At 69.8% G+C, this 26860-nt stretch carries 24 protein-coding genes; 11 read left to right on the forward strand and 13 right to left on the reverse strand.

The genetic code is table 11. The annotated features are described in order from the left end of the window. Window positions 1–3784, forward strand: a 3784-nt coding sequence (locus ACFOSH_RS33580; RefSeq protein ID WP_378243867.1) for an SDR family NAD(P)-dependent oxidoreductase, incomplete at its 5' end; no start/stop codon positions are given. 79 nt (window positions 3785–3863) lie between these two features. On the opposite strand, the gene ACFOSH_RS33585 is transcribed toward ACFOSH_RS33580, so the two are convergent. Then, complete coding sequence (locus ACFOSH_RS33585) at window positions 3864–4508, reverse strand: lytic polysaccharide monooxygenase auxiliary activity family 9 protein (protein ID WP_378243868.1); 645 nt, start codon at window positions 4506–4508, stop codon at window positions 3864–3866. Window positions 4509–4673: 165 nt separating this feature from the next. Here ACFOSH_RS33585 and ACFOSH_RS33590 point away from each other — a divergent pair, with 165 nt between their 5' ends. From ACFOSH_RS33590 to ACFOSH_RS33610, 5 genes are all read left to right on the forward strand, one after another. Continuing rightward, complete coding sequence (locus ACFOSH_RS33590; RefSeq protein WP_378243869.1) at window positions 4674–5246, forward strand: RNA polymerase sigma factor; 573 nt, start codon at window positions 4674–4676, stop codon at window positions 5244–5246. Further along, complete coding sequence (locus ACFOSH_RS33595) at window positions 5239–6114, forward strand: CU044_5270 family protein (RefSeq protein ID WP_378243870.1); 876 nt, start codon at window positions 5239–5241, stop codon at window positions 6112–6114. Before ACFOSH_RS33590 ends, ACFOSH_RS33595 begins: the two co-directional genes overlap by 8 nt. Before the next feature lie 193 nt (window positions 6115–6307). Then, window positions 6308–6988 (forward strand): S1 family peptidase, encoded by a 681-nt coding sequence (locus ACFOSH_RS33600; protein WP_378243871.1) that lies wholly within the window; start codon window positions 6308–6310, stop codon window positions 6986–6988. Window positions 6989–7070: 82 nt separating this feature from the next. Further along, window positions 7071–7523 carry a hypothetical protein gene (locus tag ACFOSH_RS33605; RefSeq protein ID WP_378243872.1) on the forward strand — a complete coding sequence of 151 codons (453 nt, stop codon included), beginning with the start codon at window positions 7071–7073 and terminating at the stop codon, window positions 7521–7523. A gap of 107 nt (window positions 7524–7630) precedes the next feature. After that, entirely contained in the window at window positions 7631–8215 is a 585-nt protein-coding gene (locus ACFOSH_RS33610) for a dihydrofolate reductase family protein (RefSeq protein WP_378243873.1), read from the forward strand. A gap of 13 nt (window positions 8216–8228) precedes the next feature. Here the strand turns inward: ACFOSH_RS33610 and ACFOSH_RS33615 are convergent, their stop codons facing one another. Next, the gene (locus tag ACFOSH_RS33615) at window positions 8229–8615 is read right to left on the reverse strand and encodes a DUF4260 domain-containing protein (RefSeq protein WP_378243874.1); all 387 of its coding nucleotides are present in this window, start codon (window positions 8613–8615) and stop codon (window positions 8229–8231) included. 128 nt (window positions 8616–8743) lie between these two features. Here ACFOSH_RS33615 and ACFOSH_RS33620 point away from each other — a divergent pair, with 128 nt between their 5' ends. Beyond that, window positions 8744–9304: a TetR/AcrR family transcriptional regulator gene (locus tag ACFOSH_RS33620; RefSeq protein WP_378243875.1), complete on the forward strand. Its 561-nt coding sequence runs from the start codon at window positions 8744–8746 to the stop codon at window positions 9302–9304. Window positions 9305–9671: 367 nt separating this feature from the next. Here the strand turns inward: ACFOSH_RS33620 and ACFOSH_RS33625 are convergent, their stop codons facing one another. After that, on the reverse strand, window positions 9672–10145 hold the full coding sequence (locus ACFOSH_RS33625) for a GbsR/MarR family transcriptional regulator (RefSeq protein WP_378243876.1): 474 nt from the start codon (window positions 10143–10145) through the stop codon (window positions 9672–9674). Window positions 10146–10251: 106 nt separating this feature from the next. Between ACFOSH_RS33625 and ACFOSH_RS33630 the strand changes: the two genes are divergently transcribed. Genes ACFOSH_RS33630 through ACFOSH_RS33640 form a run of 3 tightly spaced genes read left to right on the forward strand, consistent with a single transcriptional unit; the run spans window position 10252 to window position 14375 of the window. After that, window positions 10252–11805 carry a GMC family oxidoreductase gene (locus ACFOSH_RS33630; protein ID WP_378243877.1) on the forward strand — a complete coding sequence of 518 codons (1554 nt, stop codon included), beginning with the start codon at window positions 10252–10254 and terminating at the stop codon, window positions 11803–11805. A gap of 27 nt (window positions 11806–11832) precedes the next feature. Further along, window positions 11833–13254, forward strand: a complete 1422-nt coding sequence (locus ACFOSH_RS33635) for an aldehyde dehydrogenase family protein (protein WP_378243878.1) — start codon at window positions 11833–11835, stop codon at window positions 13252–13254. Next, on the forward strand, window positions 13251–14375 hold the full coding sequence (locus ACFOSH_RS33640; RefSeq protein WP_378243880.1) for a M20 family metallopeptidase: 1125 nt from the start codon (window positions 13251–13253) through the stop codon (window positions 14373–14375). The genes ACFOSH_RS33635 and ACFOSH_RS33640 overlap by 4 nt, the downstream gene beginning before the upstream one ends. A 7-nt stretch (window positions 14376–14382) precedes the next feature. Here ACFOSH_RS33640 and ACFOSH_RS33645 read toward each other — a convergent pair whose 3' ends face one another. The 10 genes from ACFOSH_RS33645 to ACFOSH_RS33690 are packed head-to-tail and all read right to left on the reverse strand — an operon-like array spanning window position 14383 to window position 24978. Next, window positions 14383–15786 carry an amidase gene (locus tag ACFOSH_RS33645; RefSeq protein ID WP_378243882.1) on the reverse strand — a complete coding sequence of 468 codons (1404 nt, stop codon included), beginning with the start codon at window positions 15784–15786 and terminating at the stop codon, window positions 14383–14385. Next, window positions 15783–16577 (reverse strand): MaoC/PaaZ C-terminal domain-containing protein, encoded by a 795-nt coding sequence (locus ACFOSH_RS33650; RefSeq protein WP_378243884.1) that lies wholly within the window; start codon window positions 16575–16577, stop codon window positions 15783–15785. Before ACFOSH_RS33650 ends, ACFOSH_RS33645 begins: the two co-directional genes overlap by 4 nt. Further along, complete coding sequence (locus tag ACFOSH_RS33655; protein WP_378243886.1) at window positions 16574–17737, reverse strand: lipid-transfer protein; 1164 nt, start codon at window positions 17735–17737, stop codon at window positions 16574–16576. The genes ACFOSH_RS33650 and ACFOSH_RS33655 overlap by 4 nt, the downstream gene beginning before the upstream one ends. Further along, window positions 17734–18120 (reverse strand): MaoC family dehydratase, encoded by a 387-nt coding sequence (locus ACFOSH_RS33660; protein WP_378243888.1) that lies wholly within the window; start codon window positions 18118–18120, stop codon window positions 17734–17736. The genes ACFOSH_RS33655 and ACFOSH_RS33660 overlap by 4 nt, the downstream gene beginning before the upstream one ends. After that, the gene (locus ACFOSH_RS33665) at window positions 18117–19202 is read right to left on the reverse strand and encodes an acyl-CoA dehydrogenase family protein (protein WP_378243890.1); all 1086 of its coding nucleotides are present in this window, start codon (window positions 19200–19202) and stop codon (window positions 18117–18119) included. Before ACFOSH_RS33665 ends, ACFOSH_RS33660 begins: the two co-directional genes overlap by 4 nt. Next, window positions 19203–20120 (reverse strand): bifunctional MaoC family dehydratase N-terminal/OB-fold nucleic acid binding domain-containing protein, encoded by a 918-nt coding sequence (locus ACFOSH_RS33670; RefSeq protein ID WP_378243892.1) that lies wholly within the window; start codon window positions 20118–20120, stop codon window positions 19203–19205. Further along, window positions 20117–21277 carry an acyl-CoA dehydrogenase family protein gene (locus ACFOSH_RS33675; protein ID WP_378243894.1) on the reverse strand — a complete coding sequence of 387 codons (1161 nt, stop codon included), beginning with the start codon at window positions 21275–21277 and terminating at the stop codon, window positions 20117–20119. Before ACFOSH_RS33675 ends, ACFOSH_RS33670 begins: the two co-directional genes overlap by 4 nt. Window positions 21278–21287: 10 nt before the next feature. After that, window positions 21288–22949, reverse strand: coding sequence for an AMP-binding protein (locus tag ACFOSH_RS33680; protein WP_378243896.1), 1662 nt, complete (start codon window positions 22947–22949; stop codon window positions 21288–21290). Beyond that, window positions 22946–24163: an NADH:flavin oxidoreductase gene (locus tag ACFOSH_RS33685; protein ID WP_378243898.1), complete on the reverse strand. Its 1218-nt coding sequence runs from the start codon at window positions 24161–24163 to the stop codon at window positions 22946–22948. Before ACFOSH_RS33685 ends, ACFOSH_RS33680 begins: the two co-directional genes overlap by 4 nt. A 35-nt stretch (window positions 24164–24198) precedes the next feature. Next, window positions 24199–24978 carry an SDR family NAD(P)-dependent oxidoreductase gene (locus ACFOSH_RS33690; protein ID WP_378243900.1) on the reverse strand — a complete coding sequence of 260 codons (780 nt, stop codon included), beginning with the start codon at window positions 24976–24978 and terminating at the stop codon, window positions 24199–24201. Window positions 24979–25061: 83 nt separating this feature from the next. Here ACFOSH_RS33690 and ACFOSH_RS33695 point away from each other — a divergent pair, with 83 nt between their 5' ends. Continuing rightward, window positions 25062–26729 (forward strand): class I adenylate-forming enzyme family protein, encoded by a 1668-nt coding sequence (locus tag ACFOSH_RS33695; protein ID WP_378243902.1) that lies wholly within the window; start codon window positions 25062–25064, stop codon window positions 26727–26729. Window positions 26730–26860: the final 131 nt, after the last annotated feature.

The following is a 26860-nucleotide window of genomic DNA, read 5'->3' on the forward strand; positions in this document are numbered from 1 at the left end:
GATCGCCACGGTGAACGGACCGGAGTCCTCGGTGGTCGCCGGGGACATCGAGGCGCTCGACCGGCTGCTGACGGAGCTGGCCGGATCCGGGGTCCAGGTGCGGCGGCTGGCTGTCGACTACGCGTCCCACTCCCCCCAGGTCGAGTCGGTCCGCGAACGGGTGCTCACCGAACTGGCCCCGATCTCACCCCGGCACACCGACATCCCGTTCCACTCCGCCGTGACCGCGACCGTGCTTGCCGGGCCCGAACTGGACGCGGGGTACTGGTACCGCAACCTGCGGATGCCCGTGCGTTTCGATGCGGCCCTCGCCGGGCTTCCGTTGCCGGAGCACACTTTCTTCGTCGAAGTCAGCCCGCACCCCGTACTCGTCCACTCGGTGATCGCGGCCGTCGGCGACCGGGCCGTGGTCACCGGGACGCTGCGCCGCGGCGAGAACGGCCGTGACACCTTCCTCGCCGCACTCGCCGAACTCCACGTCCGCGGTCTTTGTCCGAAGTGGACCGCGTGGGCGGGCCAGGAGACTCCGGGTTTCACCGAGCTGCCGACCTATCCCTTCGAACGCAAACGGTTCTGGGTCACGCCGGGAGAGACACGCGACAGTGGGCACCCGGTCCTGGACGCGCCGGTCGAACTTGCGGGCACCGACGAACTGGTGCTGACCGGCCGCCTGTCGGTGACTTCGTCGCCATGGCTGGCCGATCACCGCGTACTGGACGAGGTGATCCTGCCCGGCACCGCCTGGCTGGAGTTCGCCTTGCGTGCCGCCACGGCCGCGCACTGCCCCACGGTCGAGGAACTGACTCTGGACCGGCCACTGGTGGTGCCGGACGACGCGGCCGCCACCGTGCAGCTGCGGGTGGGCGCGCCCGACGGCACCGGACGGCGAGGACTGCAGCTGCACGCCAAAGTGGACGGTGGGAACTGGGTACACCACGGCGGCGGAACGCTGAGCCCTGAACGGATCGAACCGGCCGCGATCGACGAGTGGCCGCCCGCGGGTGCGGAACCTGTCGCGCACCAAGGCATCTACCCCGCCATGGTCGAGCGCGGGCTGCACTATGGCCCCACGTTCCAAGGGTTGCGCGCGGTTTGGCGGCGTGACAAGGAAGTCTTCGCCGAAGTGGACTGCCCGGTGGACGAGCGAGGCTTCGTGATCCACCCGGCGATGCTGGACTCCGCCCTGCACGCCCTCGGGTTCGATGGTTCGGCACCTGTGACGGACGGACCGGTGTTGCCGTTCGTCTGGGCCGGGGTGAGCTCGCACGCCACCGAACCGGCGATGCTGCGCGTACGGCTACAGGGCTCGGCGGACGACTCGGTGCGGCTGAACGTGACCGATGGAGCGGGCGCGCCGGTGCTGTCGGTGGATTCGCTGGTGCTGCGACCGGCCGTCGCGCACCGTGAGGCCCCAAGGGACGCGCTGTTCCGGAGCAGATGGGTCGAGGTGCGCACCGCTGTCAGCACGGCCTCGGAAGTCGTCGTCACCGTCGGGATCGAGACCGGGCAGTTCCCGGTCTTCCGTGATCTGGACGCGCTCGAGAACGCGGTCTCCGGTGGTCTGCCCGTGCCGGACGCGGTGCTCATCGCCGGCGGCACCGGCACGCTGCGGGAGTCGGCGCATCGCGCGCTGTCGCTGGCTCAGTGGTGGACGACGCGTCCGGAGTTCGCCGCGTCCAGGCTGGTGTTCCTCACCTCGGGCGCGGTGGCGGCCGTGACAGGCGAGGACGTCAGCGATCTGGCCGGCGCGGCTGTCACCGGTCTCGTGCGCTCCGCCCAGACCGAGGAGCCCGGCCGGTTCGTGCTGCTGGACGCCGACGAGATCACCCCGTTGACGATCGCGGCCGCGCTGGCCGCCGACGAACCGGAGCTCGCCCTGCGCGGCGGCCGGGTGCTGGCACGCCGTCTGGTGCGAGTCGTCCCGCCGGCCCCGGCGCGGTTCGCCGATGCCGACGACGTCGTGCTGATCACCGGCGGCACCGGCACCCTCGGTGGGCTGCTCGCCAGGCATCTGGTCACCGCGCACGGGGTGCGGCGGCTCGTACTGCTCAGCCGAGGTGGCCACGCGCCGGAACTGGTGACCGCGCTCGCCGAGGTCGGTGCCGTCGCGACCACGGTCGCCTGCGACGTGACCGACCGGACGCACCTGGCCCGCGTGCTCGCGGACCATCGGCCGACGATCGTGGTGCACGCGGCCGGGGCACTGGACGACGGCGTGATGCTGACCATGACCGGGGACCGTCTGGACACGGTCATGCGACCGAAAGCGGAAGCGGCCATCGCCCTCCACGAGCTGACGAAAGAGCTCCCGCTCAAGGCGTTCGTCCTGTTCTCCTCCGCCGCCGCCACCGCGGGCAGCGCGGGCCAGTCGAACTACGCGGCGGCCAACGCGGTCCTCGACGGGCTGGCCCATCACCGTCGCAGCCAGGGCCTGCCGGCGATCTCGCTCGCGTGGGGCCTGTGGGCCGAGCGCAGCGACCTGACCAGCCACCTCCGGACGTCAGTGGACATGCTGTCCACCAAGGAGGCTCTTGCCCTGTTCGACGCCGCAGTGTCCCTCGCCGACCCTGTGCTGGTGCCCGCTCGCCTCACACTGGACGACGCCGAGGACCGGCCCCTGCTGCGGGAACTCAAGGACCGGCCGGACACCCCGGACCGGCCGCGCCCGCTGCTCGACCTGCTCGGCGGGCCGGACCGGGAGCGCGCACTACTCGACCTCGTGCTGGACAAGGTCGCGCTGGCCCTCGGCCACGTCGATACCGCGGAACTCAACCGGCACGCCGGGTTTCTGGAGATGGGGGTGGACTCACTGGCCGCGGTCCGCATCCGTAACCACCTGGCCGAGGCGCTGGGACGGCGGCTGCGGGCGACCGTCACCTTCGACCACCCGACCCCGGCGATGCTGGCCAAGTATCTGGCGGAGCTCATGGGCAGGGGCGAAGACGACCTGGTCCAGGACGAGGACCGGGAAGACTTCCGACAGCGGTTTCTGCGCATCAGGGTCTCAGGCTGGGAAAGGAACCGCACCTTTTTCGGCTCGCTGGAACAGCTGCCGCATCCGGCCCGCCCGGTCCGGCTGGCCAGTGGCCCCGGGCGACCGGCGCTGGTGTGCGTCCCCGCCATCACCGGACAGGCCGATCCGGTGCAGTATTCGCGCCTGGCCAAGGCGTTCCAAGGCGAACGGGATGTCTGGTCGCTCCGGCAACCGGGATTCCGCGGCGATGAGGCACTGCCGAAGACCCGGGAGATGCTGCTGGCGGCGCACGCCGCCAGTCTGCGTGCCGAGCTGGGAGATCAGCCTTTCGTTTTGACCGGTCTGTCCGCCGGCGGCCTCGTCGCCCACCTGCTCGCACAGCACCTGCACGAACAGGGCACACCGCCTGCCGGAGTGGTGGTGCTGGACAGCTATCTCCCCAGCGAGTACGAGCGGCTGGTCCGCCTGCTGCCGGGTCTCGGTGACGAAATGCAGCTCCGGATGGCCGACCCGAGCTATGTGGTGCCCACCGACGACAGCTGGATCACCGCGATGCTGCAGTACGGGACCTTCGACTGGACGCCGACTTACCTGCCGGTCCCGGTGCTGTTCGTGCGTGCGGGCGACCCCGTGCAGGACTGGCCCCCGGACTGGGAACCGGTGTGGCCCTTCGAGCACACGGCCGTTATCACCCGTGGCAACCACTTCACCATGATGGAGGAGCACGCCCCGCATACGGCGGCGCTGATGAACGACTGGATGCGCGGCACCTTCGACGGTGGTTCGCCGCAAGGGCGCGCGGGTCGCTGAGCTCATCCGGCACGCTCGACCTGTCGAAATGGCCGGCCGACAGCGGTCTTCGCCACCGCTGTCGGCCGGGCCGTGGGGATCAGGTGAAGATCACGTCCGAGCAGGAGTAGAAGGCCTCGCCGGAGTCGGGCCAGTGGCGTTGCCAGATCGAGTAGATCAGATGCCTGCCGGTGCGCCCGCCGGGCAGGTTCGCCTTGAGCTGGTAGGCATTGCCGACGATCGGCGGGTTGTCCTGCTTGTAGAACGGAGTGGCTTCCAGGTCGGACCACTTGAGCGGTTTCGTCGGGTCGTAGCTCGGCTTGGTGACGTATAGCTCGAAGGTGCCCGGGTGTGCGGCGGTCAGCTGATATTTGAAGGTGTACGGGCCGCTGCCCGGCATCGTGGTCGCCGGCCAGTCGGCGCGGGCCAGGTCGAGCCCCTTGTACTTACCCCGGCCGGCACTGCACAGCTTGCCGTCAGGGATGATCTCGCGGCTGTGGCCGCTGGCGTCGCCGATGTTGACCTCGTCCCAGTCGTAGATCGGCCAGCTGTCGCCCACCGCGATGGCGGCCTTGCACGCGGCGGACTTCGGGTTCTCCGGACCCTCCTGGAAACAGCGCATGATCCGGCTGACCGGGTTGCCCATCGAGCCGTGCGCGAGAGCGGGGACGGCGGTGAACACCGAGACCGTACCGAGCACAGCGGTCAGCACCGCGACTTTGACGGCGGAGCGGGAAAACTTCATCGCAAGATTCCTCTCATGAGAGGTCTAGACCACACTCATGGTAAGTGGCCCGCCACACCCGCGTGTAGACCCGAAAGTCGGGCGGGAAGAAGAAACCGGCCGACGGCGAAGTGGTGGTGAAAGCTGACCGTCGACGGAAAGGATCCACATGTCAGAGGGGGACATATGACAGCGGGAACGGGCGAGCAGGTGACCGATGCCGAGCTGGCCGCCCGGTTGTCGCAGGACCCGGAACTGTTCACCGAAGTACACGATCGCTACTTCGCGGCCATCTACCGGTATGTGGCCGGCCGGCTGGACGCGCAGACCGCGGAGGACATCGCCGCGGAGACGTTCCTCGTCGCGTTCGACCGGCGCGGCACGTTCGACGCCGAACGCGGTGAGGTGCGGGTCTGGCTGTTCGGCATCGCCACGAATCTGGTGGCCAGGCACCGCCGTAAGGAGGCTCGCCACTATCGGGCGCTGGCACGGGTGAACGTCGCACCGGCGGTCGAGGGGCACGAGAGCAGGGTGGTCGAGTCGGTGGCCGCCCGGCGGCTGCTTCCTCAACTCGCGAACGCGCTGTCGCGGCTGTCCGCCGGGGAACGGGACGTGCTGCTGCTCGTGGCGCTCGGCCAGCTCGGATACGAGGAAGTGGCCACGGCACTCGGTATCTCCTCCGGCACGGTCGGTTCCCGGCTCAACCGTGCACGCAAGAAGCTCAACTTCATCCTCACTCCGGAGGCACTCGATGAATGATCTGCAGACGCTGCGCGCCGCGCTGGCCCCGGACGAGCCGTCCCGGGAGGTGGTCGACCGCAGCCGGCACCGGCTCCAGAACCGGATACACGGCGGCCGGGCCTCCCGGCGGCGGACCGGATGGCTGGTCACGGGGGCCGCGATTGCCACGGCCGCCGCTGCCGCCGTGGCAATCGCGGCCATGCCGGCCGCACCGGTCGACGCTCCGCCGGTGCGAACGGTCAGCGGGCAGGAGATCCTGCTCGCGGCCGCCACCGCCGCCGAGCGTTCCCCCGAGGGGTCCGGCACCTACTGGCACGTGAAGGTGGACGGCGCTGCCGCTTCGAGTGGGTACGAGTACTGGATCAAGCCGGACGGTCAGTCGTGGATGCGGGGAGTGAAGACAGGAGGCAAGGTCACGCCGATGAAGAAGCCTTCAGCCGCCCCGTTCTCGATGGCCGCCGTCGATCTGACCCTCGAGCAGTTGCGTGCCCTGCCGACGGACCCTGTCGCGTTGAAGGCCTGGATCGCCGAGGCCCTCAAGCGCAGCGACGCCAGGACCAGCGCGGGCCCGTTGACCGCGAGTGACCGGGAGAAGGCCGCCTTCCAGGCGTTGATCTCACTGGTCTCCACCCTGCCGGCCAAGCCGGAGGTCCGGGCCACGGCCTTCCGCATGATCGCCGGCTATCCCGGTGTCCAGAACCTCGGCACGGTGCCGGGCGGGCAAGGCCTGTTGCTGCCCGAGGGCGAGCGGCTCGTCGTCGATCCGGAGACCGGCCGGGTGAACGGGACGTCGGTCTTCATCACCCTGGACGGGGCGGTGTACAAGGTGGCCGACCCCGCCGGTGCCAGGGTCGACGCCGAGTGGACCAAAACCCTGCCCGCGTAGCGGATCGGTGGCCGGGAGCGTGTCCCGCTCCCGGCCAACCTGCCCGCATACACGATTCGTTTGCCGGAGGGTGACCGTACACGGATCATGGCGGCCGACGGCTTCTGATCACTCGTCAGGCTGACTCCGATTGTGTCGCGGACCGCGCGGCATTGGACTGGTCGCATATCCAGTCTTCACAGGACGGAAGGACATGACGATGTTTGGCTGCTCACGTCGTAAACAGGCCGGGGTGCTGATCGCCGCGGCCGCGGCCGTTCTGCCGGCCTGCCCGGTCGCCTCCGCGGCGCCGTCCGCGGTCGGTACGGCACAGCAGCCGGCAGTGAACAGCGGTGACGCGATGTACACGGTCTCGCCGGGACCCGGCCGTGAACCGTACTACTGCTCAGCGGGGTTCGCGATCCTCGTCAAGGGCGTCCGGTACATCCTCACGGCCGGGCACTGCACCGAACACGGGCTGGACTGGCAACGTATCGGCCCCCACGTGGACACCCATTTCCCGGTGACCGACTACGGCCGTGTCCGGGACCTTTCCGGCTCCGGGCACAGCCGGGTCGACCTCTACGACGGCAGCACCCAGCGGATCCTGCGCGCGGGCACCCCGCAGGTGGGTCAACGGGTGTGCAAGAGCGGCATGACCACGAAGAAGACGTGCGGGAAAGTCCTCGGCCTCAACCAGACCGTGAACTTCGGCAACGGCAAACAGGTCATCGGGACGATCGCCACCGACATCCCCATCGGGAGCGGCGACAGCGGCGGCCCGCTGTTCTACGCCGGCGTCGGCTACGGAGTGCTGTCCGGCGGGAACAGCCAAGTCAGCTTCTTCCAGCCACTACGCCCCGTGCTCACCGCCTACGGCGCCACCCTCGCCTGAGAGTTGGCATGCACTCTCATGCCGCTGAGCGGTCGGTTAGGCTTCGCCTGCGACACGGCGGACGACGAGGAGCAGGGGTCCGATGAGCACGATCCCCTCGCTGTCGGAGGACGAGGCCCGGGACCTGTGGGCCGGAGATCGTCCCGGACGCGACGAGTACTTCTTCGCCACCGGGACGGTGTGGGCGTGGGGCTTCGAGACCGGCCTGCTGGAGATCGACGACCAGGCCGCCCGCGCCCCGGCGGGACGAGTTCCACGCGGACCGGGTCCGGCGCGCGGACCGACGGCTCGACCTGACCCCGGACGACCGCCACGCACTCGTGGAGCACCTGCGGGAACGCCTGGCGAGCGCGGCATGCCACCACCTGTTCACCTTCCCCGCCACCCGGGACTGGATCGAAGCCCGAGGACTGCCTGGGGCCCGCTCTCCCGATCCGCGGTGAAGGTGCTGGGCTCCTGCGACTGCGAAACCCTCGACCACTTCCGGCGAAACCCCGACCAAGCCGCGCGACCAGCCCGGACCATCGCTCCCTGACAGCTGCCACGGCCGGCCTCTGTACCCGCCGACTCAATACCGGCGAGATCGAATTTCGAGCCACGCTCGTCTGTACGAGTGATACCGGCTCACGGCAAGCTGACGCCATGCGGAAACTGACCTTTGGCATGAACGTGACCCTGGACGGCTACATCGCCGCGCCCGGGGACGACCTCGGCTGGAGTGGGGGTGAGGGACCGGACTCGTCGCCGAGCGACGAGCTGTTCCAGTGGTGGTCCGACCGAGTGGCCGCGACGGGCCTGGCGCTGTACGGGCGCAAGCTGTGGGAAGCGATGAGTTCCCACTGGCCGACCGCCGACCGGCAGCCCGGCGCCACACCGGCGGCGATCGAGTACGCCCGCCGCTGGCGGGACATGCCGAAGGTGGTGTTCTCCTCCACGGCCAGCACGGTCGACTGGAACACCCGCCTGGTCACCGGCGACGCGGTCACCGAGATCACCCGGCTCAAGGCCGAAGACGCCGGCCCGATGGACATCGGAGGCGCGACGCTCGCCGGAGCGGCCATGCGGGCCGGGCTCATCGACGAGTACGTGCTGGTCACCGTGCCGGTCTTGGTGGGCGGCGGCACACCGTTCTTCACCGCGCTGGAGAGCTGGGTGACCCTGACCCTGGTGGAGACCCGGACGTTTCCCGGCGGCGTGATGCTGACCCGATACGAGACGAGGCGCTGAGCACGGGCCGGACTCAGCCTTTGCCGACCCGGCCAAGGTGGGTGTCCTGGAAGCCGCTCGCGAACTTGAGGCCGTAACCGAGTGCGCGGTCGCACGCGATGTGGAAAGCCCACACCAGCCCAAGAAACGCGCACCAGTCGGCCGAGGTCAGCACATAGCCGAGTAACAGCGCGGCGGGGGCGAAATACGAATGCACCACGTTGTAGCAGACGGCCCCGACGCGCTCGTTGACCAAGTAGCCCACCGCTGACGCGTCGAATGCCAGGAACAACGCCAGCAACCACCACCAGGAGAAGTCCAAGTACACGAAGCCGACCACGACCGCGGCGGCGATGATCAAGTTCTCGGCCCGCTGGAACCGGATCGGCAACTTCCGAGTTGAATCCTCGGCGATTCGCATGGCAACACCTTCCTGCTGACGGCTAACATCATTAGCCTTGAAGCTACATCGGTTGCCCTCGGATAGCTACACCTATTAGCCTTCAAGTGACCGCGAACACGATGACGACCTGGTGACAGGAGGCTGGAATGCCCGCCCACGCGCAGACCTCGACCGCCGCCGTCGTGGCGGCCGGACGCCGCCTGCTGGAAGAACGCGGTATGGATACGCTGACCATGCGCGATGTGGCCGATGCGGTCGGGGTGCGCACTCCGTCGCTGTACAAGCGGGTGCGCAGCCGCTCCGATCTGTTCCGACTCATCCTCGAGGACGTGACCGACGAGTTGACCGCGGCCATCGACGGGGCAGCCGAGTCCGGAGATCCCATCGCCGACCTACGGGCAGTGGCGAGCGTCTACCGCGCATTCGCCCATGCCAACCCGGTCGCCTACACACTCATGTACCTGCCGCAGGCGGTGCCCGGCGCGACCACACGATACGAGCGCTCCTCGGTGACGCTGCTGCGCCTGGTCGCCGAATTGGCCGGACCACAGCACATGATGCCGGCCGCGCAGACGCTTGTGGCCTGGGCGAACGGGTTCATCGCGATCGAACTCGCGGGAGCGTTCCGGCTGGGCGGCGACATCGAGCAAGCCTGGGACTTCGGACTTGACCGGGTACTGAAAGCCGTCCAGCGCGGGAAAGATTAGAACTCCGCAACGAGAAGGACCTGGGCTGTGCCTCACCGACCTTGACTCGGATCGGCCGTTGATCGTGTCGACCGCGTCGCAGTTGCTGGCCACCACCGTCCTGCGCACGTTGCCGAACAACGTGCTCCTGCGGCCCACGGCCGCGGACAACCACGACGCGCATCCGGCCATGCTGCGCCGCGCCGTCGCCTACATCGACGCCCACGCAAGCGAGGCGATCACGCTGGCCGCCGATCCCACCACGGGGGCCACCGTCGCCGGGATCGCCGCCGCCTGGGGCTTCCCGGTCGCGGCGCGGTTCGCCCGCTTCTACCGAGAGCAGTACGACACCCTGCCCAGCCGAACTCTGCGTGACCGAGAGGCGCCGTCAGGCTCCGGATTTCGCCTGACCGGTGTATTCGACCAGCAGCGCTTCGAGCTGTTCGGTCATGAAGACGTAGTAGTCGCGCATCTGGCGCAGCCGCCCGCGCTGCTCGGCGGGCAGGTGCTTTCCGCGCTCCTGCGCGTTCTCGGCCAGCTCCAGCAGCTCGCGGGTCATGGTGACCTGGTGCCGCAGGCAGCCGATCCAGGCGTCGTCGCGCCAGCGGTAGACGAACTGGCGGCTGCCGGGTTCCTTGGCGCGCTCGACGACACCGTTGACCATGAGCAGCCGGGTCATCTCCGACACCGAGCCTTTGCTCGCGTCGAGGGCTTCCTGAAGTTGGCCCAGGGTAAGAGGTTTCTCGCTGAGCATCAGCACGCCGCTGGTGCGCCCCGCCATCGGTGGCCACCCCATGGCGCGGCCGATGCGCAGGCCGAAGTCTTCGATGAGCGCGTTCTCACCGGGCCGACCGTCGGTCATCGACACCCTCACTATAGCTCAGAAAAAACTGAACGTTCACTCTTGACTGAACGTACGGCTGGCGCTCATTCTAACCGCGACGAAGACGGGGCGAAGGAGCAGGCACATGGTGGACAGCGGCTGGGACCTGATCGTGGTCGGCGCCGGATCCTCGGGAGCGGCGCTCGCCGTGCGGTCGGCGGAACGGGGCAAGCGGGTACTGCTGCTCGAGGCGGGCCGCGATTACCGCTCGGCCGAGATGCACGAGGCGTGGCGCTCCCCCAACCCGATCGTCGCCCTGCTGCACCCGACAGCGGCCGAGGGCATGGTGTGGGCCGGCCTGGACTCGACCCGGACGGAAAAGCAGTCCCCGGCGCCGTACTGGCGTGGCCGGGGCGCCGGTGGCAGCTCCTCGATCAACGGGCAGATCGCGATCCGCCCGCCGATGGCCGACTTCACGGACTGGGCGGTGCCCGGCTGGGCACCGGCGGATGTCCTGCCGTACTTCGCCAAGCTGGAGGACGACGAGGTCTTCGGCGACCAGCCCTACCACGGTCGCGGCGGCCCGACGCCGATTTACCGTACGCCGCAAGAGGAATGGGGCGCTGTCGACACCGCGCTGCACCGCGCGGCGATCGCCGCGGGCCATGGCTGGGCGCCCGATGTGAACGCCCCTGACGCCACCGGCGTCTCGCCCTACCCGATCAACTCCCGCGACGGGCGGCGCGTGTCGGTCAACGACGCGTACCTCGAACCCGCCCGGGAACTGCCGAATCTGTCCATCCGCGGGGACGCGTTGGTGGACAAGGTGCTCTTCGAGGGCAGCCGCGCGATCGGTGTCCGGGTGATCAGCGGCGGGGTCGCGACGACGGAGCTCGCCGATACGGTCGTCCTCAGCGCGGGCGCGATCCACTCGCCGTCGATCCTGCTGCGTTCCGGGGTGGGCCCGGCGGGGCAGCTGCGTTCGCTCGATATCGACGTGCGCGCGGACCTCCCTGTCGGCCTCGGCCTGCAGGACCATCCGATCGCCATGATCCAGCTGCCGCTGACCGAAGCGGCGGCCATCAAGACGCCGGGCGACCGGCACACCAACGTCTGTGTCCGCTTCACCAGCGGCCCAGGCGCACCCGAAGGCGACCTGATGTTCGTCTCGATGAACCAGAGCGTGCTCGCCATGGCGTTCGCGAACACCGGGGCAGGGGCCGGCTCCTACGGAGTTTGGCTCAACCACAACCATTCCCGCGGAGAGGTCAGCCTGACTTCGGCCGACCCGGACGCCCAGCCGCTGGTCCACCAGCGCATGCTCTCCGACGAGCGAGACCTCCCGCGGCTGCGTGCCGGCGTGCGGGCACTGGTCGAGCTGGCACGCAGCGACGAGACCGCCCCGATCCTCGGCGGTTCGCTCGAACGCGCGAACGAGGCCCTGTTCGCCGCCCTCGACAACGACAGCGAGCTCGACGACCACCTGCTGGCCACCGTCGGGGACTCGCAGCACGGGACCAGCACCTGCCGGATGGGCGACCCCGCGCATGCCGACACGGTGGTCGACCCCGACTGCCGAGTACTCGGCCTCAACGGCCTGCGAGTGATCGACGCGTCGATCTTCCCGTCGGTCCCCCGCGCCAACACCAACCTCGCCGCGATCATGGCCGGCGAACTCATGGCCGACCGGCTCGGCTGACCCATCCCCCGACTTCCGAGGAACCTCATGAAGACCCTGCAGAACCTCATCGACGGCAAGTGGGCGGACTCGCGTGGCGACGTCCTCCTGGATCTGGTGAACCCAGCGACCGAAGAGATCATCGCCCGCCATCCCGCAGGTTCGGCCGAGGACGTCGACCTCGCCGTGACAGCGGCCGTCGCGGCACACCCGGCTTGGGCCGCGACGCCGCTGGACGAGCGGGTCGCCCGGATCTCCGCCTGGGCCGACGTCGTCGCCGCGCACGGCGACGAACTGGTGGACCTCGAATGCCGGGAGATGGGCAAACCGCTGGGCATCGGCCGGACCTTCCTCGACGGCGCGGTCGCCGGCTTGCGAGCCGCGACCGCCGACGCGCTCTCCTACGACTTCGAAGAGATCGTCGACCGGCCCGACGGTGGCCGGACCCGGATCCTGCGTCATCCGCTGGGCGCCACGGCCGTGATCACGCCGTGGAACTTCCCCGTGACGGCGGTGCTCGCGGCCGTCGGCCCGCTGCTCGCCGCGGGGAACACCGTGGTGATCAAGCCGTCCGAACGCGGGCCGCTGTCGGTCGCGCGGCTGCTCGAACTGGCCGATCTCCCGCCGGGGGTGGTGAACCTGGTACTCGGCGACGGCCGGGCCGGGGCGCCGCTGGCCGAACACGAGCAGATCCGGCTGGTGCACTTCACCGGTTCGGTCGCCACCGGCAAGCGCGTCGGCGCCGCGGCAGGCGAACGGCTGCGCCGGGCGGTCCTCGAACTAGGCGGTAAGGACCCTGTCGTGGTCGACGCTGACGTCGACCCTGTCGCCACCGCGGGCGCCGTCGCGTTCGGCGCGTTCATCAACACCGGGCAGATCTGCACGTCGATGGAGCGCGTGTACGTGCACCGCGCCATCGCCGAGCCGTTCATCGAGGCCTTGGTCGCGGCTGCCGAGAGCTTCGCCTTCGGCGACGGCCTGGACGAAGGGGTCATGCTCGGCCCGCTGGTCGACAGGCAGCAGCGGGACGTCGTCGCCCGGCACGTCGAGGACGCCGTGCGGAAAGGCGCGAAGGTACGCACCGGCGGCGTGGTCCCCGAAGGAAAAGGCTTCTTCTACCCACCCACCGTGCTCACCGGCGTGGACGACTCGATGCTGGTCATGACCGAAGAGACGTTCGGGCCGGTCGCCCCGGTGGTCGTCGTGGACTCGTTCGAAGAAGGCCTCGAACGCGCCTCCCGATCGAAATACGGACTCGCGGCCACCGTCTACACCGCCGACCCGGACCACGTCGACGCCGCCGCCCGCATCCCGGCCGGCGTCACCTGGGTCAACCAGTGGCAGGGCGGCGGCCCCGAGCGGCTGTACGAACCTTCGGGCGAGAGCGGCATGGGCGCGACCGGCGCGCACGCCGCCTTCGACGCCGCGACCCGTCCCGCTTCGGTCCACATCGCGGCGGAGAACGCGTGAATCCGAAGACCGCGATCGAGCAACGGATCCGGGCGGAGACCGACAGTCTTCTCGCGCTCTCGCACCGGATCCACGCACACCCGGAACTGGCCTTCGAAGAGGTCCGGGCCAGTGCCTGGGTGGCCGCCGCGCTCTCCGACGCGGGTTTCGACGTCGAGCACGGCTGCTACGACCTGCCCACCTCCGTCCGGGCCACCGTGGGCTCGGGCCCGGTGCACGTCGCGATCTGCGCCGAGTACGACGCCCTGCCGGACATCGGGCACGCCTGTGGCCACAACGTCATCGCGGCCGCCGCGGTCGGTGCCGGACTCGGCTTGGCTCGCCTGGCCGACGATCTCGGGCTGACCGTCACCGTGCTCGGCACACCGGCGGAGGAGGGCGGGGGCGGCAAGGTCCTGATGCTCGAGCGCGGCGCGTTCGACGGCATGGACGCCGCCATGATGGTGCATCCGGCGGCCGTGGAGATGGCGGCGATGCCGGGCTCGGCGGTCGCCCAGGTCGATGTCGCCTACCGCGGCAAACCCGCGCACGCGGGCGCGTATCCGCAGCTCGGGATCAACGCCGCCGACGCGATGACCGTCGCCCAGGTGTCCATCGGGCTGCTGCGCCAGCAGACCACCGCCGGAGACCGGATCCACGGCGTCGTCACCGAAGCCGGCTCCGCGGCCAACGTCATCCCCGACACCAGCCGTGGCCGCTGGATCGTCCGGACCGAAAGCCTGGACGAACTGGCCGCGCTGAAGGAGCGGGTCACACGGTGTTTCGAGGCCGGCGCGGTGGCCACCGGTTGCGAGCTGTCGCTCAGCCCGGTCGCCCCGGACTACGCGGATCTGCGGCCCGATCCGGCGCTGCTCACGCTCTACCGCGCCAACGCCGAGGCTCTCGGCAGGGTCTTCCCCGATCTTCCGCGCGGCGTCGTCGGCGCCGCCACCGACATGGGCAACGTCTCCCACGCCATCCCCTCGATCCACCCGATGCTCGGCCTCGACTGCGCTCCCGCGGTCAATCACCAGCCGGAGTTCACCGCGGCCTGCGTCACCCCGGCGGCCGACCGGGCCGTGCTCGACGGCGCCGTCGCGATGGCCTGGACCGCGGCCGACCTCGCCTTGAACATGAGGTAGCCGGTTCTCATGGCGAGATGGGAAGGACCGTCCTCTGCCACGGCGCGGCCTCCTCGATCTGCGCGGCCAACCCGAGCAGCAGCGGCTCCGCGCCGAGGTCACCGGCGAACTGCACCCCGAGTGGCAGTCCGTCCGAAGTGGACCCGAACGGCACGGACATCGCGGGCATGCCGGTCAGGTTGAAGACCGAGGTGAAGGCCGCGTAGACCGCCGCGTGCCGGTAGATGGTCTCGGGCCGGGACGTGTCCAGCTCGCCGAGGCGCGGGGTCGGCCGGGCCAGTGTCGGGGTCAGCACCAGGTCGACCTCGCCGAACGCCCGTCCGACCTCCCAGCCGATCCCCTGTGCGCGCCGCAGCGTGCGATTCAAGTCGGCGGCGGACAGGCCGCGGTAATGCTCGTAGAGCACCCGGGTGAGCGGTTCGAGATCGTCGTCGCGCAAGTCGCGAGCCAGCTCCACCAGCCGGTCTTCGACGGTGACGACGAGGTCGGCTCCCATCACGTCGCCTGCCACGCGGGCGACCTCGGCGGGGTCGTAGCCCGCCGCGACCGGCACCACCGTATGGCCGAGCGTCTCGCACAACGCGGCGGCGCCTTCGGTCGCCGCGACACACGATGGCTCCGGGGTGAGCCCGGGAAGTGCGGTGACGAGCCCGATCCTGAGCGTGCGGCGGGTTGTCACTTCGTCGAGGAAGCTCGAATCCGGCGAGGGGGCGGAAAACGCGTCCCCGGCGAGCGGTCCCGCGGCGATGTCGAGGAGCAGGGCGCTGTCGCGGACCGTGGTGGTCAGCGCGTGGTGGACCGAGACCAGGTTGGCGAACGACGCGGGAGACGGCGCGGGCGAGACGCGGCCGCGGCTGGGTTTGAGGCCGAAGAGCCCGCACATCGCGGCCGGGATCCGGATGGACCCGCCGCCGTCGCTGCCGTGCGCCACCGGGACCAGTCCGGCGGCGACGGCGGCCGCCGATCCGCCGCTCGATCCCCCCGCCGAATGCGTGGCGCGCCAAGGATTGCGGGTCGGGCCGAAGAGTACGGGCTCCGTGCTCGCGTTCTTGCCCAGCTCGGCGGTGTTGGTCATGCCCAGGACGACCATCCCGGCGCGACGATAGCGGGCGGCCAATTCGCTGTCGCGATCGCCGATCCGCTCGGCGAACAACCGGCTCCCACCGGTCGACGGCAGTCCGGCGACCGTGGCACCCAGATCCTTGATCAGGACGGGCACGCCGTGCAGCGGTCCGGCGGGCAGACCGCCGTCGACCTCGGCGAGCGCCTGCTCGAACCGTGAGCTCACGACCGCGTTCACTATCGGGTCGAGCTTTTCGATCCGGTCGATCGCCTCCTCGACGACCTCCCGGGCACTGACAGCGCCGCTTCGGATCGCGTCGGCGGTACCGATCGCGTCGAGTTCGCTCACCGGAACCTCACCTCTCCTCCCGTCAGGACCGGCCGGTCCCCGACCGATGCCTCGAATCCCGTCGCCGTCTCGCCAGGGTGGAACGCCACCTCCACCGTGTCGCCCGGGAACACCGGCCCGGCGAACCGGCAGGCCAGCCCCTGCAGATCAGCGGGATGGGCGCCCGCCTCGGCCGCGAGCGGGAACAGCACGGCGGCCAAGGTGCAGAGTCCGTGCAGGAACGGCCGGGGCTGACCGGCCGCCCGCGCGGCTTCCGGGTCGACGTGCATGTGGTGACGATCGCCCAGCAGGCGATAGAGCGCGGACTGGTTCTCACCGGTCGGGACCTGCGTGGTGAGGCGGGCGGGCGTTGCCGGGCGCGGTGGTGCGGACGGTCCGCGGTCCCCGCCGAATCCCCCGGCCCCTGGAGCGAAGATCGACCAGGTCGCCACGAAACAGTGACTTTCGACCTCGACCTCGACGACCGCCGCGGACCCCTTGTCCCAGACGTCACGCACCCACGCTTTCATCACGAGCTCTCCCGAACGTGGCAGCGGCCGCAGGACCTCCAGCCTTTGCGCGCCGTGCACCGCCGTACCGGTGTCGAACGCACCGGCCGACCCGAGCGCGTCCGGCGCCCACTGGGCGAGCGTGAGCGCGAAGGTCGGCAGAACCCGTAGCCGTTCTTCGAACACGAGGTCCAGCTGAGCCGCCTTCGCTCCGACGGCGAGCGCGTACAGGATCGCGTCCCGCTCGTCGTAGGCGACGGTCCGTTCACCCAGCGGGCGGCCCATCCACTCACCCGCGTTCATGTGGCGGCACCGAGGACGAGACCGCTGGTCGGCACTCCGGTTCCGGCGGTGACCAGGACGTTCCTGGCGGACGCCGGTTGGTTCACCGAAGTGCCGCGCACCAGCCGGACCGCTTCGGCGATCCCGTTCATGCCGTGCAGATAGGCCTCGCCCAGCTGCCCGCCGTGGGTGTTGAGCGGCAGCCGTCCGCCGGGGTCCAGATGTCCGTCGGCCAGGAAATGCCGGGCCTCCCCGCGCCCGCAGAAGCCGAATTCCTCCAGCTGTGGCAGGACGAACGGGGTGAAGTGGTCGTAGAGCACGAGCGCCTCCATGTCGGCGGGACCGAGCCCGCTCTGTGCCCACAGCCGGTCCGCGACCAGGCCGAGTTCGGGGATACCGGAGATCGAGAGGCGGTAGTACGACGTCATCATGTGCTGGTCCCGTCCCGCGCCCTGCGCCGCGCCGAGGACGTACGCCGGTGGATGTGGAAGGTCACGGGCTCGTTCGGCGGACACGACCACGAGCGCCTGCCCGCCGTCGGTCTCCTGGCAGCAGTCGAGCAGGTGCAGTGGCTCGGCGATCCACCGCGACGCCTGGTGTTCGGCGAGGGTGATCGGCTTGCCGTGGAACCAGGCCTTCGGGTTGGTGGCGGCGTGCGCCCGGTCGATCACCGCGACGCGGCCGAAATCCTCGGAGGTTGCCCCGTATTCGTGCATGTACCGCCGGGCGGACATGGCCACCCACTGAGCCGGGGTGGACAGTCCGAACGGGGTCATCCAGGAGTACGCGGCGCGGTCCGCGCTCACGTCGAGCGGCCTGTCGGCCTGCCCGAGCCCATAGCGTTCCCCTGAGCGTTCGTTGAAGGCACGCCAGCACACCACGACGTCGGCGAGTCCCGCGGTGATCGCCGCGACGGCGTGCGCGACAGTGCCACAGGCGGCACCACCGCCGTGCGGCACCCGGGAGAAGAAGGACAGGTCCCCGATGCCGATGTTGCGCGCGACGTGGATCTCCGCGCTGGACTCGGCGGTGAAGGTGACCATGCCGTCCACTTCGGACGGTTGGAGCCCGGCGTCCTCGATCGCGGCCGAGACCGCCTCGCACGCCAGACGCAGCTCACTCCGCCCGGACGCCTTCGAGAACTCGGTCGCGCCGATTCCCGCGATCGCGGTTCGCTTCATCGTCCGACCTCGACTTCCACCGTTCCGCTGACATGCGTGCCTCGCCCGTTTTCGCCGCGGACCTCCACTTGGAGGCGGTCCGCGTCGATCGCGGTCACCGTTCCCGTGAGCACCATCGTGTCGCCAGGGTGGTTGGGGGCACCGAGGCGGATCTTGAGCCGTTTGACCACCGCGGACGGCCCGGCCCACGCCGTCACGAAGCGATCGACGAGCCCGTTGGTGGTCAGGATGTTCATGAACACGTCCGGTGAACCGCGCTCGATCGCGAGCGCCGGGTCGTGGTGCACGTCCTGGTAGTCGCGTGAGGCGATCGCGGAAGCCACGATCATCGTGCGGGTCACCGGGATCTCCAGCGATGGCAACCGATCGCCCACGGCCGTCATCCGTTCACCTCCCCCGCCGCCAGGACGTCTCCGAGGTGGGACAGCACCGCCGCGGGGCCGCCCAACGTGCCGGCGAGCTGACGCCCCCAAAGGAAGTACCGGTGCACCGGATAGTCGACGTCGACCCCGATGCCCCCGTGGACGTGCTGCACCCGGTAGACGACGTCGAGTCCGCCTTGGGCTCGCCACCAGGAGGCGACCTGAACCGCTCGCTCGGCTTCCGCGTCATCGGTGTCGACGGCTTGGATCGCCTGCCACAACGTCACGCGCATCGCGTCGAGGTCGATCAAGCAGTCGGCCAGCTGGTGTCGCAGGGACTGGAAAGCCGCCAAGGGACGGCCGAACTGCTCCCTTGCCGAGGTGTAGGACGCGGCCAGGCGCAGCGCGCCATCGGCGACGCCGAGCTGGACAGCGGCGATCGCGACCGCCGCGGCGCGCAGCACGGCGCCGAACGCGGCGGGGCCCAGCGGGCGGGCCACGGCTCCGGACAGCGAGAGGTCACCGGCGAACTCGTGCGCGGTGGTCTCGGACTCCCGCCACGAAACGCCTTCGGCCGGCACCAGGAACATCGCGGGACCGTCGGGGCCTGTCGCGGAAACGACGACGTACGCAGCGCCCGCCGGTGACGGGACCGCGGCTTTGGTGCCGGTCAGCCGCCAGATGCCGTCGGCACAGGTGGCCACGCAGCCGGGCTCCCAGGGCGAGCGGCCGTATTCTTCGAGGGCAACGGTGAGCCGCACCTCGCCCTCGGCCGCTTCCCGGGCCAGCGCCCCGGGCTCGGCGTAGCGCGCGACCGCCCAGGTGGCGACACCGTGCGGCCAGAGGGGTACGGGGGCGACGTTCCGGCCTTGTTCTTCCAGCAGCACGGCCAATCCGGCCAGTCCAAGATCGGCACCACCGTCCTTTTCGGATAGTGCGAGGCCGAGAAGGTCCGCCTGGGCAAGGGCCCGCCACAGGTCCTCGTCGACGTGGGAGGACGTCGCCTCGATCGCCCGCACTCGCTCGGTCGTCGCGCGGTCGGTGAAGATCGTGCGTGCGAGCTCGCGTACCGCGAGCAGATCCTCGTCCAGGGTGAAATCCATTTACCGTTCCTTCTCGGGTACAGGGCGGAAAGCCGGAAGCACGAGACCGTCGCCTGCCTCCTGCCAGTCGAGCTCCAGCGCCATGCCGATGGTCACCTCGTCGGCGGTCACGCCGGTCAGATCGGTGATCAGCCGAGTCCCTTCGCCGAGCTCCACGAGGGCGATCAGCAACGGGTACTCGAACGCCGGATGCCGCGGGTGATGCGCCACGACGTACGAGTAGAGCGTCGCCCGCCCCGATGCTTCGACGGTGTCCCAGTCGAAGGACCGGCATTCCGGGCAACACGGCCCAGGCGGATGGCGCGGAGTCCCGCATCCGGTGCAGCGCTGGACGACGAGCCGCCGGTCACGGGCCGCCTCGAACCAGAAGGCGTTGTCGGGATTGAGCGCCGGCCGGGGTCGCGGTTCCCGGGCTGGGACCGGCCGGAAACGCAAGGTGCGCCAATGCTGGGTGGCCACCACTTCGCCGTCGGCGTCCCGGTAGGTCTTGACCGTGGTCACGAACCGGCCGGCGCCGAGTGCGGTGGCCTTCTCCGGCGAGATGGATTCGACCACCTCCTCGACGCTCACGCGGTCACCCGGCACCAACTCCCGGACCAGCCTCAGGTCGGAGTCGGTCGCCACGACGGACGTGTAGCCGCCTTCCGCGAGCAGCGCGACCAGTTCGTCGAACGGGCCCTCGACCGCAGAAGCCGCATAGCCCCGCATCGTCCAGGCCTGCATCATCGTGGCGGGCGCGACGACACCGTCGCGTCCGGTGGCCCGGGCCGCTTCGTCGGAGACGTAGACCGGATTGCCGTCGCCCATCGCCTCCGCCCAGTGCCGGATCATCGGCCGGTTGACCGGGTCCGGCGCGATCCTGCCCGGCACCAGTACCTCCCCGGTGAAGGCGGCCAGACGATCCTCATCGGACGTCATCGCCGTGACCTCGGCAGGCCGAGCCCTTGGGTGGCGACGAGGTCGCGCAGGATGTCGTTCACCCCGCCGCCGAAGGTGTTCACGATGCCGTGCCGGGAAAGCTGCTCGACCTGGCCGCCGAGGACGGCGCCGGGCGAACCGGGCCGGATCCGGCCCGCCGCGCCGATCACCTGGCTGAGACTGCGCTGCACCTCGATATGGGTTTCGGTGCCGTACGTCTTGGCCGCGCCCGCGATGGCCCCGGTGAGCGTGCCGTCGGCGACGGCCGCGGTCATCTGCCAGTTCAGCAACCGCATCGCTTCGAGCTTGGCGTGGCTGCGGGCCATCTCATGGCGCACCCAAGGCTCCGCCAGCACGCCGGTTTCCCTGGCCCAGGCGAGGGTTTCGTCCCAGAGCTGGATCATCCGGCCGCCCAGCGCGGCCAGTCCGACGCGCTCGTGGTTGAGCTGGGCGGTGATGAGTTTCCAGCCTCGGTCGACTTCACCGACCACGTTCGCCGCCGGGACCCGGATGCCGCTGTAGTAGGTGGCGGTCACGGTCATGCCGCCGACCGTCCTGATCGGGCTCCAGCCGAAGCCGGGATCGTCGCAGGGAACGATCAGGATCGAGATCCCCTGGTGCTTCGGCGCGGCGGGATCAGTGCGGGCGGCGAGCCAGACGAAGTCGGCGGTGTTCCCGCCGGTGGTGAAGATCTTGCTCCCGTCGATGACGTACTCGTCGCCGTCGCGGACCGCGCGTGTCCGCAACGAAGCGAGATCCGTTCCGGCTTCGGGTTCGGTGTAGCCGATGGCGAACACGATGTCGCCGGACAGGATTCCGGGCAGGTAGGCGCTCTTCTGCTCCTCCGTCCCGTATTCCATGAGCGTGGGGCCGACCGTGTTCACCGTGACGAACGGGAACGGCAGCCCGGCTCGCTGCACTTCGTCGAAGAACACGTACTGATCCTCGATCGGCCGTCCCTGCCCGCCGTACTCCACGGGCCAGCCGATCCCGAGCCAGCCGTCCTTGCCCAGCATCCGCACCACCTCGCGGAACAAGTCCCCGCCGGCGCCCGCCTCGCTCGCCGCCCGGCGTTTGTCCTCGGGCAGCAGTCCCGCGAAGCAGGCACGCAGTTCCTGCCGTAACCGCTGCTGGGCGGGCGTTTCCCGCAAGTCCACTACCTGCTCCTCACATACGTTCGGTCTGGTGGCCGAGAAAACGCAGCCGTCCGGCGGACTCGAACTCCCGTCGAAGCGCCTCGCGTCCGGCCGGGTCCAGCAGGGTGTAGCCGTCGTCGCGGCCGAGCCGTCGGTACACCGGTTCGGCGCACCGCCAGCCCGCGAGCCGCAACGCCTTGCGCTGGAGCTTCCCCGAGCCGGTGGACGGCAGGCCGTGGGAGATCCGCACGAACCGGGGCGCCCCTTTCGTACCGAGATCGGTCTGCGCGGCCAAGAAAACGGGAAGCTCCAACTCGGCGAACGTGACGCCCTCGGGCACCTCGATCGCGGCCATGACCTGATCACCGGAGCGCGGATCCGGCACCCCGAATACCGCGGCCGCGAGAATCGACCGGTGCCTGCGCAGGACCCGCTCGACGTGGATCGCGGAGGTGTTCTCGCCGTCCACTCTGATCCAGTCGCCGGATCGTCCGGCGAAGTAGAGGTAGCCGTCCTGATCGACGTAACCGAGGTCGCCCGTCCAGTACCAGCCGTGCCGGACTCGTTCCGCGTCGGCGGCGGGGTTGTTCCAGTACCCCTCGAATTTCGCCGCGCCGCGGGTGTCCACCAGTTCGCCGATGGCTTCCTCGGCGTTGCGCACCCGGCCGTGTTCGTCGAGTTCGGCGCGAGGGCAGGTCTTCCGGGTCTCCGGGTCGACCACCTGGACCCCGTCGTGCGCGGGGCGGCCGAGCGCGGACGGCGGGCCGGACGGGGTGAGGGTGACCATGCCCGCCCCTTCACTCGATCCGTACGCCTCCAGGAGTTCCGCGCCGAAGCGTGCTTCGAACAACTCACGATCCTCAGGCGACGCCTCGGTGCCGAAGCCGTGGGTGAGTGGGTTCGCCCGGTCGTCAGGCCGCTCCGCCGTGGCGAGCACGTAGCTCACCGCCTTGCCGACGTAGGTGAAGTAGGTCGCGCCGAGGGCACGGACGTCGGGCAGGAACCCGGACGCGGAGAACTTCGGCGTCAGCGCGACACAGGCCCCCGCGACGAGCGCCGGCGCCCACAGCCCCATCACCGCGTTGCCGTGGAACAGCGGCATACAGCAGTAGCACACGTCGTCGCGGCCGACGCGGTACTTCGCCGCGTTCTGGTGGCCCAATCCGGCCAGTCTCCCCTGGCTGCACCGGGCGGCCTTGGAAACCCCGGTGGTGCCGGACGTGAACAGCAACAGCAGCGGGGTGCCGGAGTCGATCTCCGGGTCGCGGGCGGGTTCGACCGCGTACCGCGCCACCGTCTCGACGTAATCCACCTCGTCGACCAGCAGGTACCTGTCCCGTGGTACCCCCAAGTCGAGGCCTTCTAGATGCGAGAGCCCCGTCTCGTCGGTGATCACGAACTGCGGCTCGGTGTGCCGGACCTCCTGCTCGAGATAGCCGCCCTGCCGGGTCGGATTGACGCCGATCACGGTCGCCCCGGCCAGCGCCGCCGCACCGAGCCAGAACACGAACTCGGGAACGTTCTCCAGCAGGACGGCGATGTGGAACGAACCGTCCCGGCGCAGCCGCCGGGCGAGGGCGGCACGGGCCGCGCTCGCCCGCACGACCTCGTCCCAGGTCCACTCGCGATCACGGGTGCGCAGTCCGGGCCGGGAGTCTCCGGCGCGGGCAAGCAGAAGATCGGCGATCGTCACGAGGCATACCCGGCAGGGGTACCCCACTCGGCACTGCGCGGCGCCGTCCGCTCGACCAGGACGCATCGGGTGCCGACGAAGTTGGTCGGCATGCACTTGTTGCAGTGGATGCACAACGAAGGGGTGGCCGAGTCCTTCATGATCCGGTTGGGCAGGTCGGGCTCGCGCAGGAGCGCGCGGGCCATCGCGACGAACTCGAAGCCTTCGGCCATGGCCCGGTCCATCATCGGCCGGTCGGTGATCCCGCCCAGCAGCACCATCGGCAGGTCGACCGCCGCCCGGATCTGCCGCGCGTCCTCCAGCAGATAACCGTCGCGGTACGGGTAACTCTTCAGTTTCGTCTTCCCGAACAGCTGCACACCGAGCTTGACCGGCTGTGGCATCACGGCCGCGAACTCCTGCATCGGCACGTCGCCCTTGAACAGGTACATCGGGTTCAGCAAGGAACTCCCGGCGGTCATTTCGAGGGCGTCGATGCCGCCGTCGGCTTCGAGCCACTGCGCGACAGGGATCGCTTCGTCGAGCCAGAAGCCACCGGGAACGCCGTCGTCCATGTTGAGCTTGGCGATGATCGCGACCTGGTTCCCGACGGCGTCGCGCACCGACCGGCAGATCTCCCTGGCCAGCCGTGCCCGGTTTTCGAGACTGCCGCCGTAGGAATCGGTGCGGTGGTTCACCTTGGGGCTGAGGAACGAACTCGCGAGGTAGTTGTGCCCGAGGTGGACCTCGATCGCGTCGAATCCGGCCTCGACCACGAGCTTGGCCGCCTCGCCGAAGTCACGGACCACGGCGGCCAGCTCCTCGACCGTCGCCTCGCGAGCCCAGCTCATGGATGTCGCGTGGAAATGACGGCTGGGTGCCAGGGCGGGCCGCTTGTTGAGCTTCGGGCTCGCCACCGGGCCGCCGTGCACGAGCTGGGCCGCGATCGCGGCCCCCTCCGCGTGCACTTCTTCGGCCAGCTTGCTCAGCCCGGGCACCGCTTTCGGCCGCCACACGATCTGGTGCGGTGACGTGCATCCGCCGTCGGACACGATGCTCGCGCCGATCGTCGTCATGGCCGCGCCGCCCGCGGCCACCCGGGCGTGGAAGTCCACGAGATCGCGGGTCACCAGCCCGCGATGGCTCAGCCCTTCGTACGTCGCGGCCTTGAGCACGCGGTTGCGCAGCTCCACGGGACCGAGCCGGGCGGGGGCGAATACCTCGGGCGGAGTCATTTCCGGCCTTTCTTGTTCCTGTTTCGCGTTCCGGGTCATCCGAAGAACGCCTGTCCGCCGTCGAGCGGGAGCGTCGCGCCGGTCAGGTAGCGCAGATCCGGCCCGACCAGCGCCGCGACCGCGCGGCCGATGTCCCGTTCCGGGTCGCCGATCCGGCGCATCGGGATGGTCGCGACGAACGCCTCGGCCTCTTCCGGGTGCTGTTTCGTCCACCGTTCGAGTCCTGGGGAGAGCGCGTGTGGCGCGATGGAGTTCGCCCGGATCCCGTCGGGCGCCCATTCGACCGCCGCCGTCCGGGTGAGTGACCGCAGCGCTTGTTTCGCCGCCGCGTACCCGGCGTACGTCGTGGGGTCCCAGCGCACCATCGCCGACGTCACGAGGTTGACGATGTCGCCGCCGCCCCGCGCCTTGAAATGCGGGTGCACCGCTTTCATGAAGGCGAACGCGGCGAACGGCGCGGTTTCGAAACCCAGCCGGAAGTCCTTTTCAGACAAGGACAGCAGGGGTCCGTACACGCCGGAGTAGGCGTTGTTGACCAGGATGTCGACCCCGCCGAACTCGGCCACGACGTCCTCCACGACACCGGGGATCGCGGCCGTGTCCGCCACGTCGCAGGTGAACGGGCTCGCGACCGCACCCCGGGCGCGGATCTCCGCGCAGGCGTCCGCCAGGCGGGCCGGGGTCCGTCCCAGAGCGGCGACGGTGGCCCCGTCCGAGGCGAGCGCGAGTGCGATCCCGAGGCCGACTCCCTGGCCGGCGCCGGTGACTATCGCGACCTTGCCGGTCAACGGCCGGTACTCGTCGGTTTCGGACATGGCGAAGACTTTCGCGTGCCCTGCGGGGATCGGGCCGCGCCGATCCCGCTGACCGGAATCGGCGCACAAGCCCCCGGTGCAGAATGACACTGTTCGCCATCGGCAACGTCGTCGAGGAGGAGCGGATGCAGACTGAGCTCGACCCGCGCGCCGCGGTGGAAACCCTCACAGGCCCCGGTGGCCCCTTCGAGCTCGTGGAGGAGACGGTGCTGGGCAAGCCCCTGCCCGTCTTCGGCACCCGCGCTCACGCCCTGCACGAACTGCTCGCGGACAGCCTCGTCCACAAGGGACGGGACTACCTCGTCACGGCGGACCGGCGGATGACCTACGGCGAGCACGCGTCGCAGGTCGCCTCACTCGCCAAAGCACTGCGAGAGCAGTACGGGGTGCGAGCCGGGGACCGGGTCGCGATCGCCGCCCCGAACAGCCCGGAGTGGGTCGTCGCGTTCTGGGCGACGGTCGCGATCGGAGCGGTATCGGTGGGCTTCAACGCCTGGTGGTCCGCTCGCGAACTGGAATACGGCCTGGGGCACGCGTCACCCGTCCTGGTGGTCGCCGATGCCAAACGCGCGGCGCTGATGCCGCCGAAGACCCCGGTCCTCTCGATCGAAACCGACATCCCCCGGCTCGCGACGTCCCATCCGGACAGTCCCTTGCCCGCCGGCGAGGTGGAGGAGGACGCGCCGGCGGTCATCCTGTACACCTCGGGCACGTCGGGCAGGCCCAAGGGCGCCACGCATTCTCACCGCAACCTGCTGGCCGTGGTGCAGTACCACCGGTTCAACGACGCGCTCATGGCCGCGTGCGGCGACCCCTCGGACCCTCGTGATCGGGCGTATCTCCTGACACTGCCGCTGTTCCACATCGCCAGCCTGCACAACCTGGCCGTCCCCCGGCTGGCCACCGGCAGCAAGGTGGTCATGCATCAAGGCGCCTTCGACGTCGACGGGGTGATGAGCCTGGTCGAGCGGGAACGCGTGACCCACTGGGGCGCTGTCCCGACCATGGCCCGGCGGCTCCTCGACCATGACGGTCTCGACTCCTACGACACCTCATCGCTCACCAGCTTCTCGCTCGCGTCCGCGCCGTCGTCACCGCAGTTCAAGGCGCGGCTCCGGGACCGGCTCCCGTTCGCCTCGGCGCTGGTGGACAGCTACGGCCTGACAGAGTCGTGCACGGCCGTCTCGGCGGCGAGCCCGCTCGATCTGGAGGCGGACCCCGGCACCCTCGGCAGGCCGATCATCGGTGTCCAGCTGGAGATTCGGGATGCGCACGGCTCTCCCGTGCCGGACGGCGTCGAGGGCGAGGTCTGCGTGCGCAGCATGTACACCATGCTCGGCTATTGGGAGGACGAGGAAGCGACCGCCGCCGCCATCCGGGAAGATCGGTGGCTGCACACCGGCGACATCGGGACCTTCGAGAACGGCCGGTTGCGGCTGTCCGCACGGCGTTCCGACCTCATCATCCGCGGCGGCGAGAACGTCTATCCGGCCGAGATCGAGACCGTGCTCGCCGAGCATCCGGGAGTCGCCGAGGTGCTGGTGACCGGTCTCCCGCATCCGGATCTGGGGCAGCAGGTCGCGGCCATCGTGGTGACCCGTGAGGGCGAGGCGCCGTCAGAGGACGAATTGCGGGCGTATGTCGCCGAACGGCTCGCGTACTTCAAGGTCCCCGCGCAGTGGCGGATCACGTCCGAACCCTTGCCCCGCAACGCGACCGGGAAGGTCATGCGGGCGCGGGTCGAGTTCTGAGCAGGCCGGTCGGCGGGGCGAGGGAGACCGGGCCGCTGTCCTCGGGTTGGTCGTGAGTGGCGATTCGGGTTCTCTTGAGAAGAAGGTCAAAGGTGTCGTGTTCGGGCGAGATGGGCGATCATTCGTGATCA

It is taken from the genome of Amycolatopsis speibonae, from assembly GCF_042647925.1.
GTDB lineage: Bacteria > Actinomycetota > Actinomycetes > Mycobacteriales > Pseudonocardiaceae > Amycolatopsis > Amycolatopsis speibonae.

Bases quoted from the DNA above. Each gene is read 5' to 3' on its own strand.
- ACFOSH_RS33585 (WP_378243868.1), bottom strand. From the start codon at position 4,508: ATGAAGTTTTCCCGCTCCGCCGTCAAAGTCGCGGTGCTGACCGCTGTG.
- ACFOSH_RS33590 (WP_378243869.1), top strand. From the start codon at position 4,674: ATGACAGCGGGAACGGGCGAGCAGGTGACCGATGCCGAGCTGGCCGCC.
- ACFOSH_RS33595 (WP_378243870.1), top strand. From the start codon at position 5,239: ATGAATGATCTGCAGACGCTGCGCGCCGCGCTGGCCCCGGACGAGCCG.
- ACFOSH_RS33600 (WP_378243871.1), top strand. From the start codon at position 6,308: ATGACGATGTTTGGCTGCTCACGTCGTAAACAGGCCGGGGTGCTGATC.
- ACFOSH_RS33605 (WP_378243872.1), top strand. From the start codon at position 7,071: ATGAGCACGATCCCCTCGCTGTCGGAGGACGAGGCCCGGGACCTGTGG.
- ACFOSH_RS33610 (WP_378243873.1), top strand. From the start codon at position 7,631: ATGCGGAAACTGACCTTTGGCATGAACGTGACCCTGGACGGCTACATC.
- ACFOSH_RS33615 (WP_378243874.1), bottom strand. From the start codon at position 8,615: ATGCGAATCGCCGAGGATTCAACTCGGAAGTTGCCGATCCGGTTCCAG.
- ACFOSH_RS33620 (WP_378243875.1), top strand. From the start codon at position 8,744: ATGCCCGCCCACGCGCAGACCTCGACCGCCGCCGTCGTGGCGGCCGGA.
- ACFOSH_RS33625 (WP_378243876.1), bottom strand. From the start codon at position 10,145: ATGACCGACGGTCGGCCCGGTGAGAACGCGCTCATCGAAGACTTCGGC.
- ACFOSH_RS33630 (WP_378243877.1), top strand. From the start codon at position 10,252: ATGGTGGACAGCGGCTGGGACCTGATCGTGGTCGGCGCCGGATCCTCG.
- ACFOSH_RS33635 (WP_378243878.1), top strand. From the start codon at position 11,833: ATGAAGACCCTGCAGAACCTCATCGACGGCAAGTGGGCGGACTCGCGT.
- ACFOSH_RS33650 (WP_378243884.1), bottom strand. From the start codon at position 16,577: ATGAACGCGGGTGAGTGGATGGGCCGCCCGCTGGGTGAACGGACCGTC.
- ACFOSH_RS33655 (WP_378243886.1), bottom strand. From the start codon at position 17,737: ATGAAGCGAACCGCGATCGCGGGAATCGGCGCGACCGAGTTCTCGAAG.
- ACFOSH_RS33660 (WP_378243888.1), bottom strand. From the start codon at position 18,120: ATGACGGCCGTGGGCGATCGGTTGCCATCGCTGGAGATCCCGGTGACC.
- ACFOSH_RS33665 (WP_378243890.1), bottom strand. From the start codon at position 19,202: ATGGATTTCACCCTGGACGAGGATCTGCTCGCGGTACGCGAGCTCGCA.
- ACFOSH_RS33670 (WP_378243892.1), bottom strand. From the start codon at position 20,120: ATGACGTCCGATGAGGATCGTCTGGCCGCCTTCACCGGGGAGGTACTG.
- ACFOSH_RS33685 (WP_378243898.1), bottom strand. From the start codon at position 24,163: ATGACTCCGCCCGAGGTATTCGCCCCCGCCCGGCTCGGTCCCGTGGAG.
- ACFOSH_RS33690 (WP_378243900.1), bottom strand. From the start codon at position 24,978: ATGTCCGAAACCGACGAGTACCGGCCGTTGACCGGCAAGGTCGCGATA.
- ACFOSH_RS33695 (WP_378243902.1), top strand. From the start codon at position 25,062: ATGACACTGTTCGCCATCGGCAACGTCGTCGAGGAGGAGCGGATGCAG.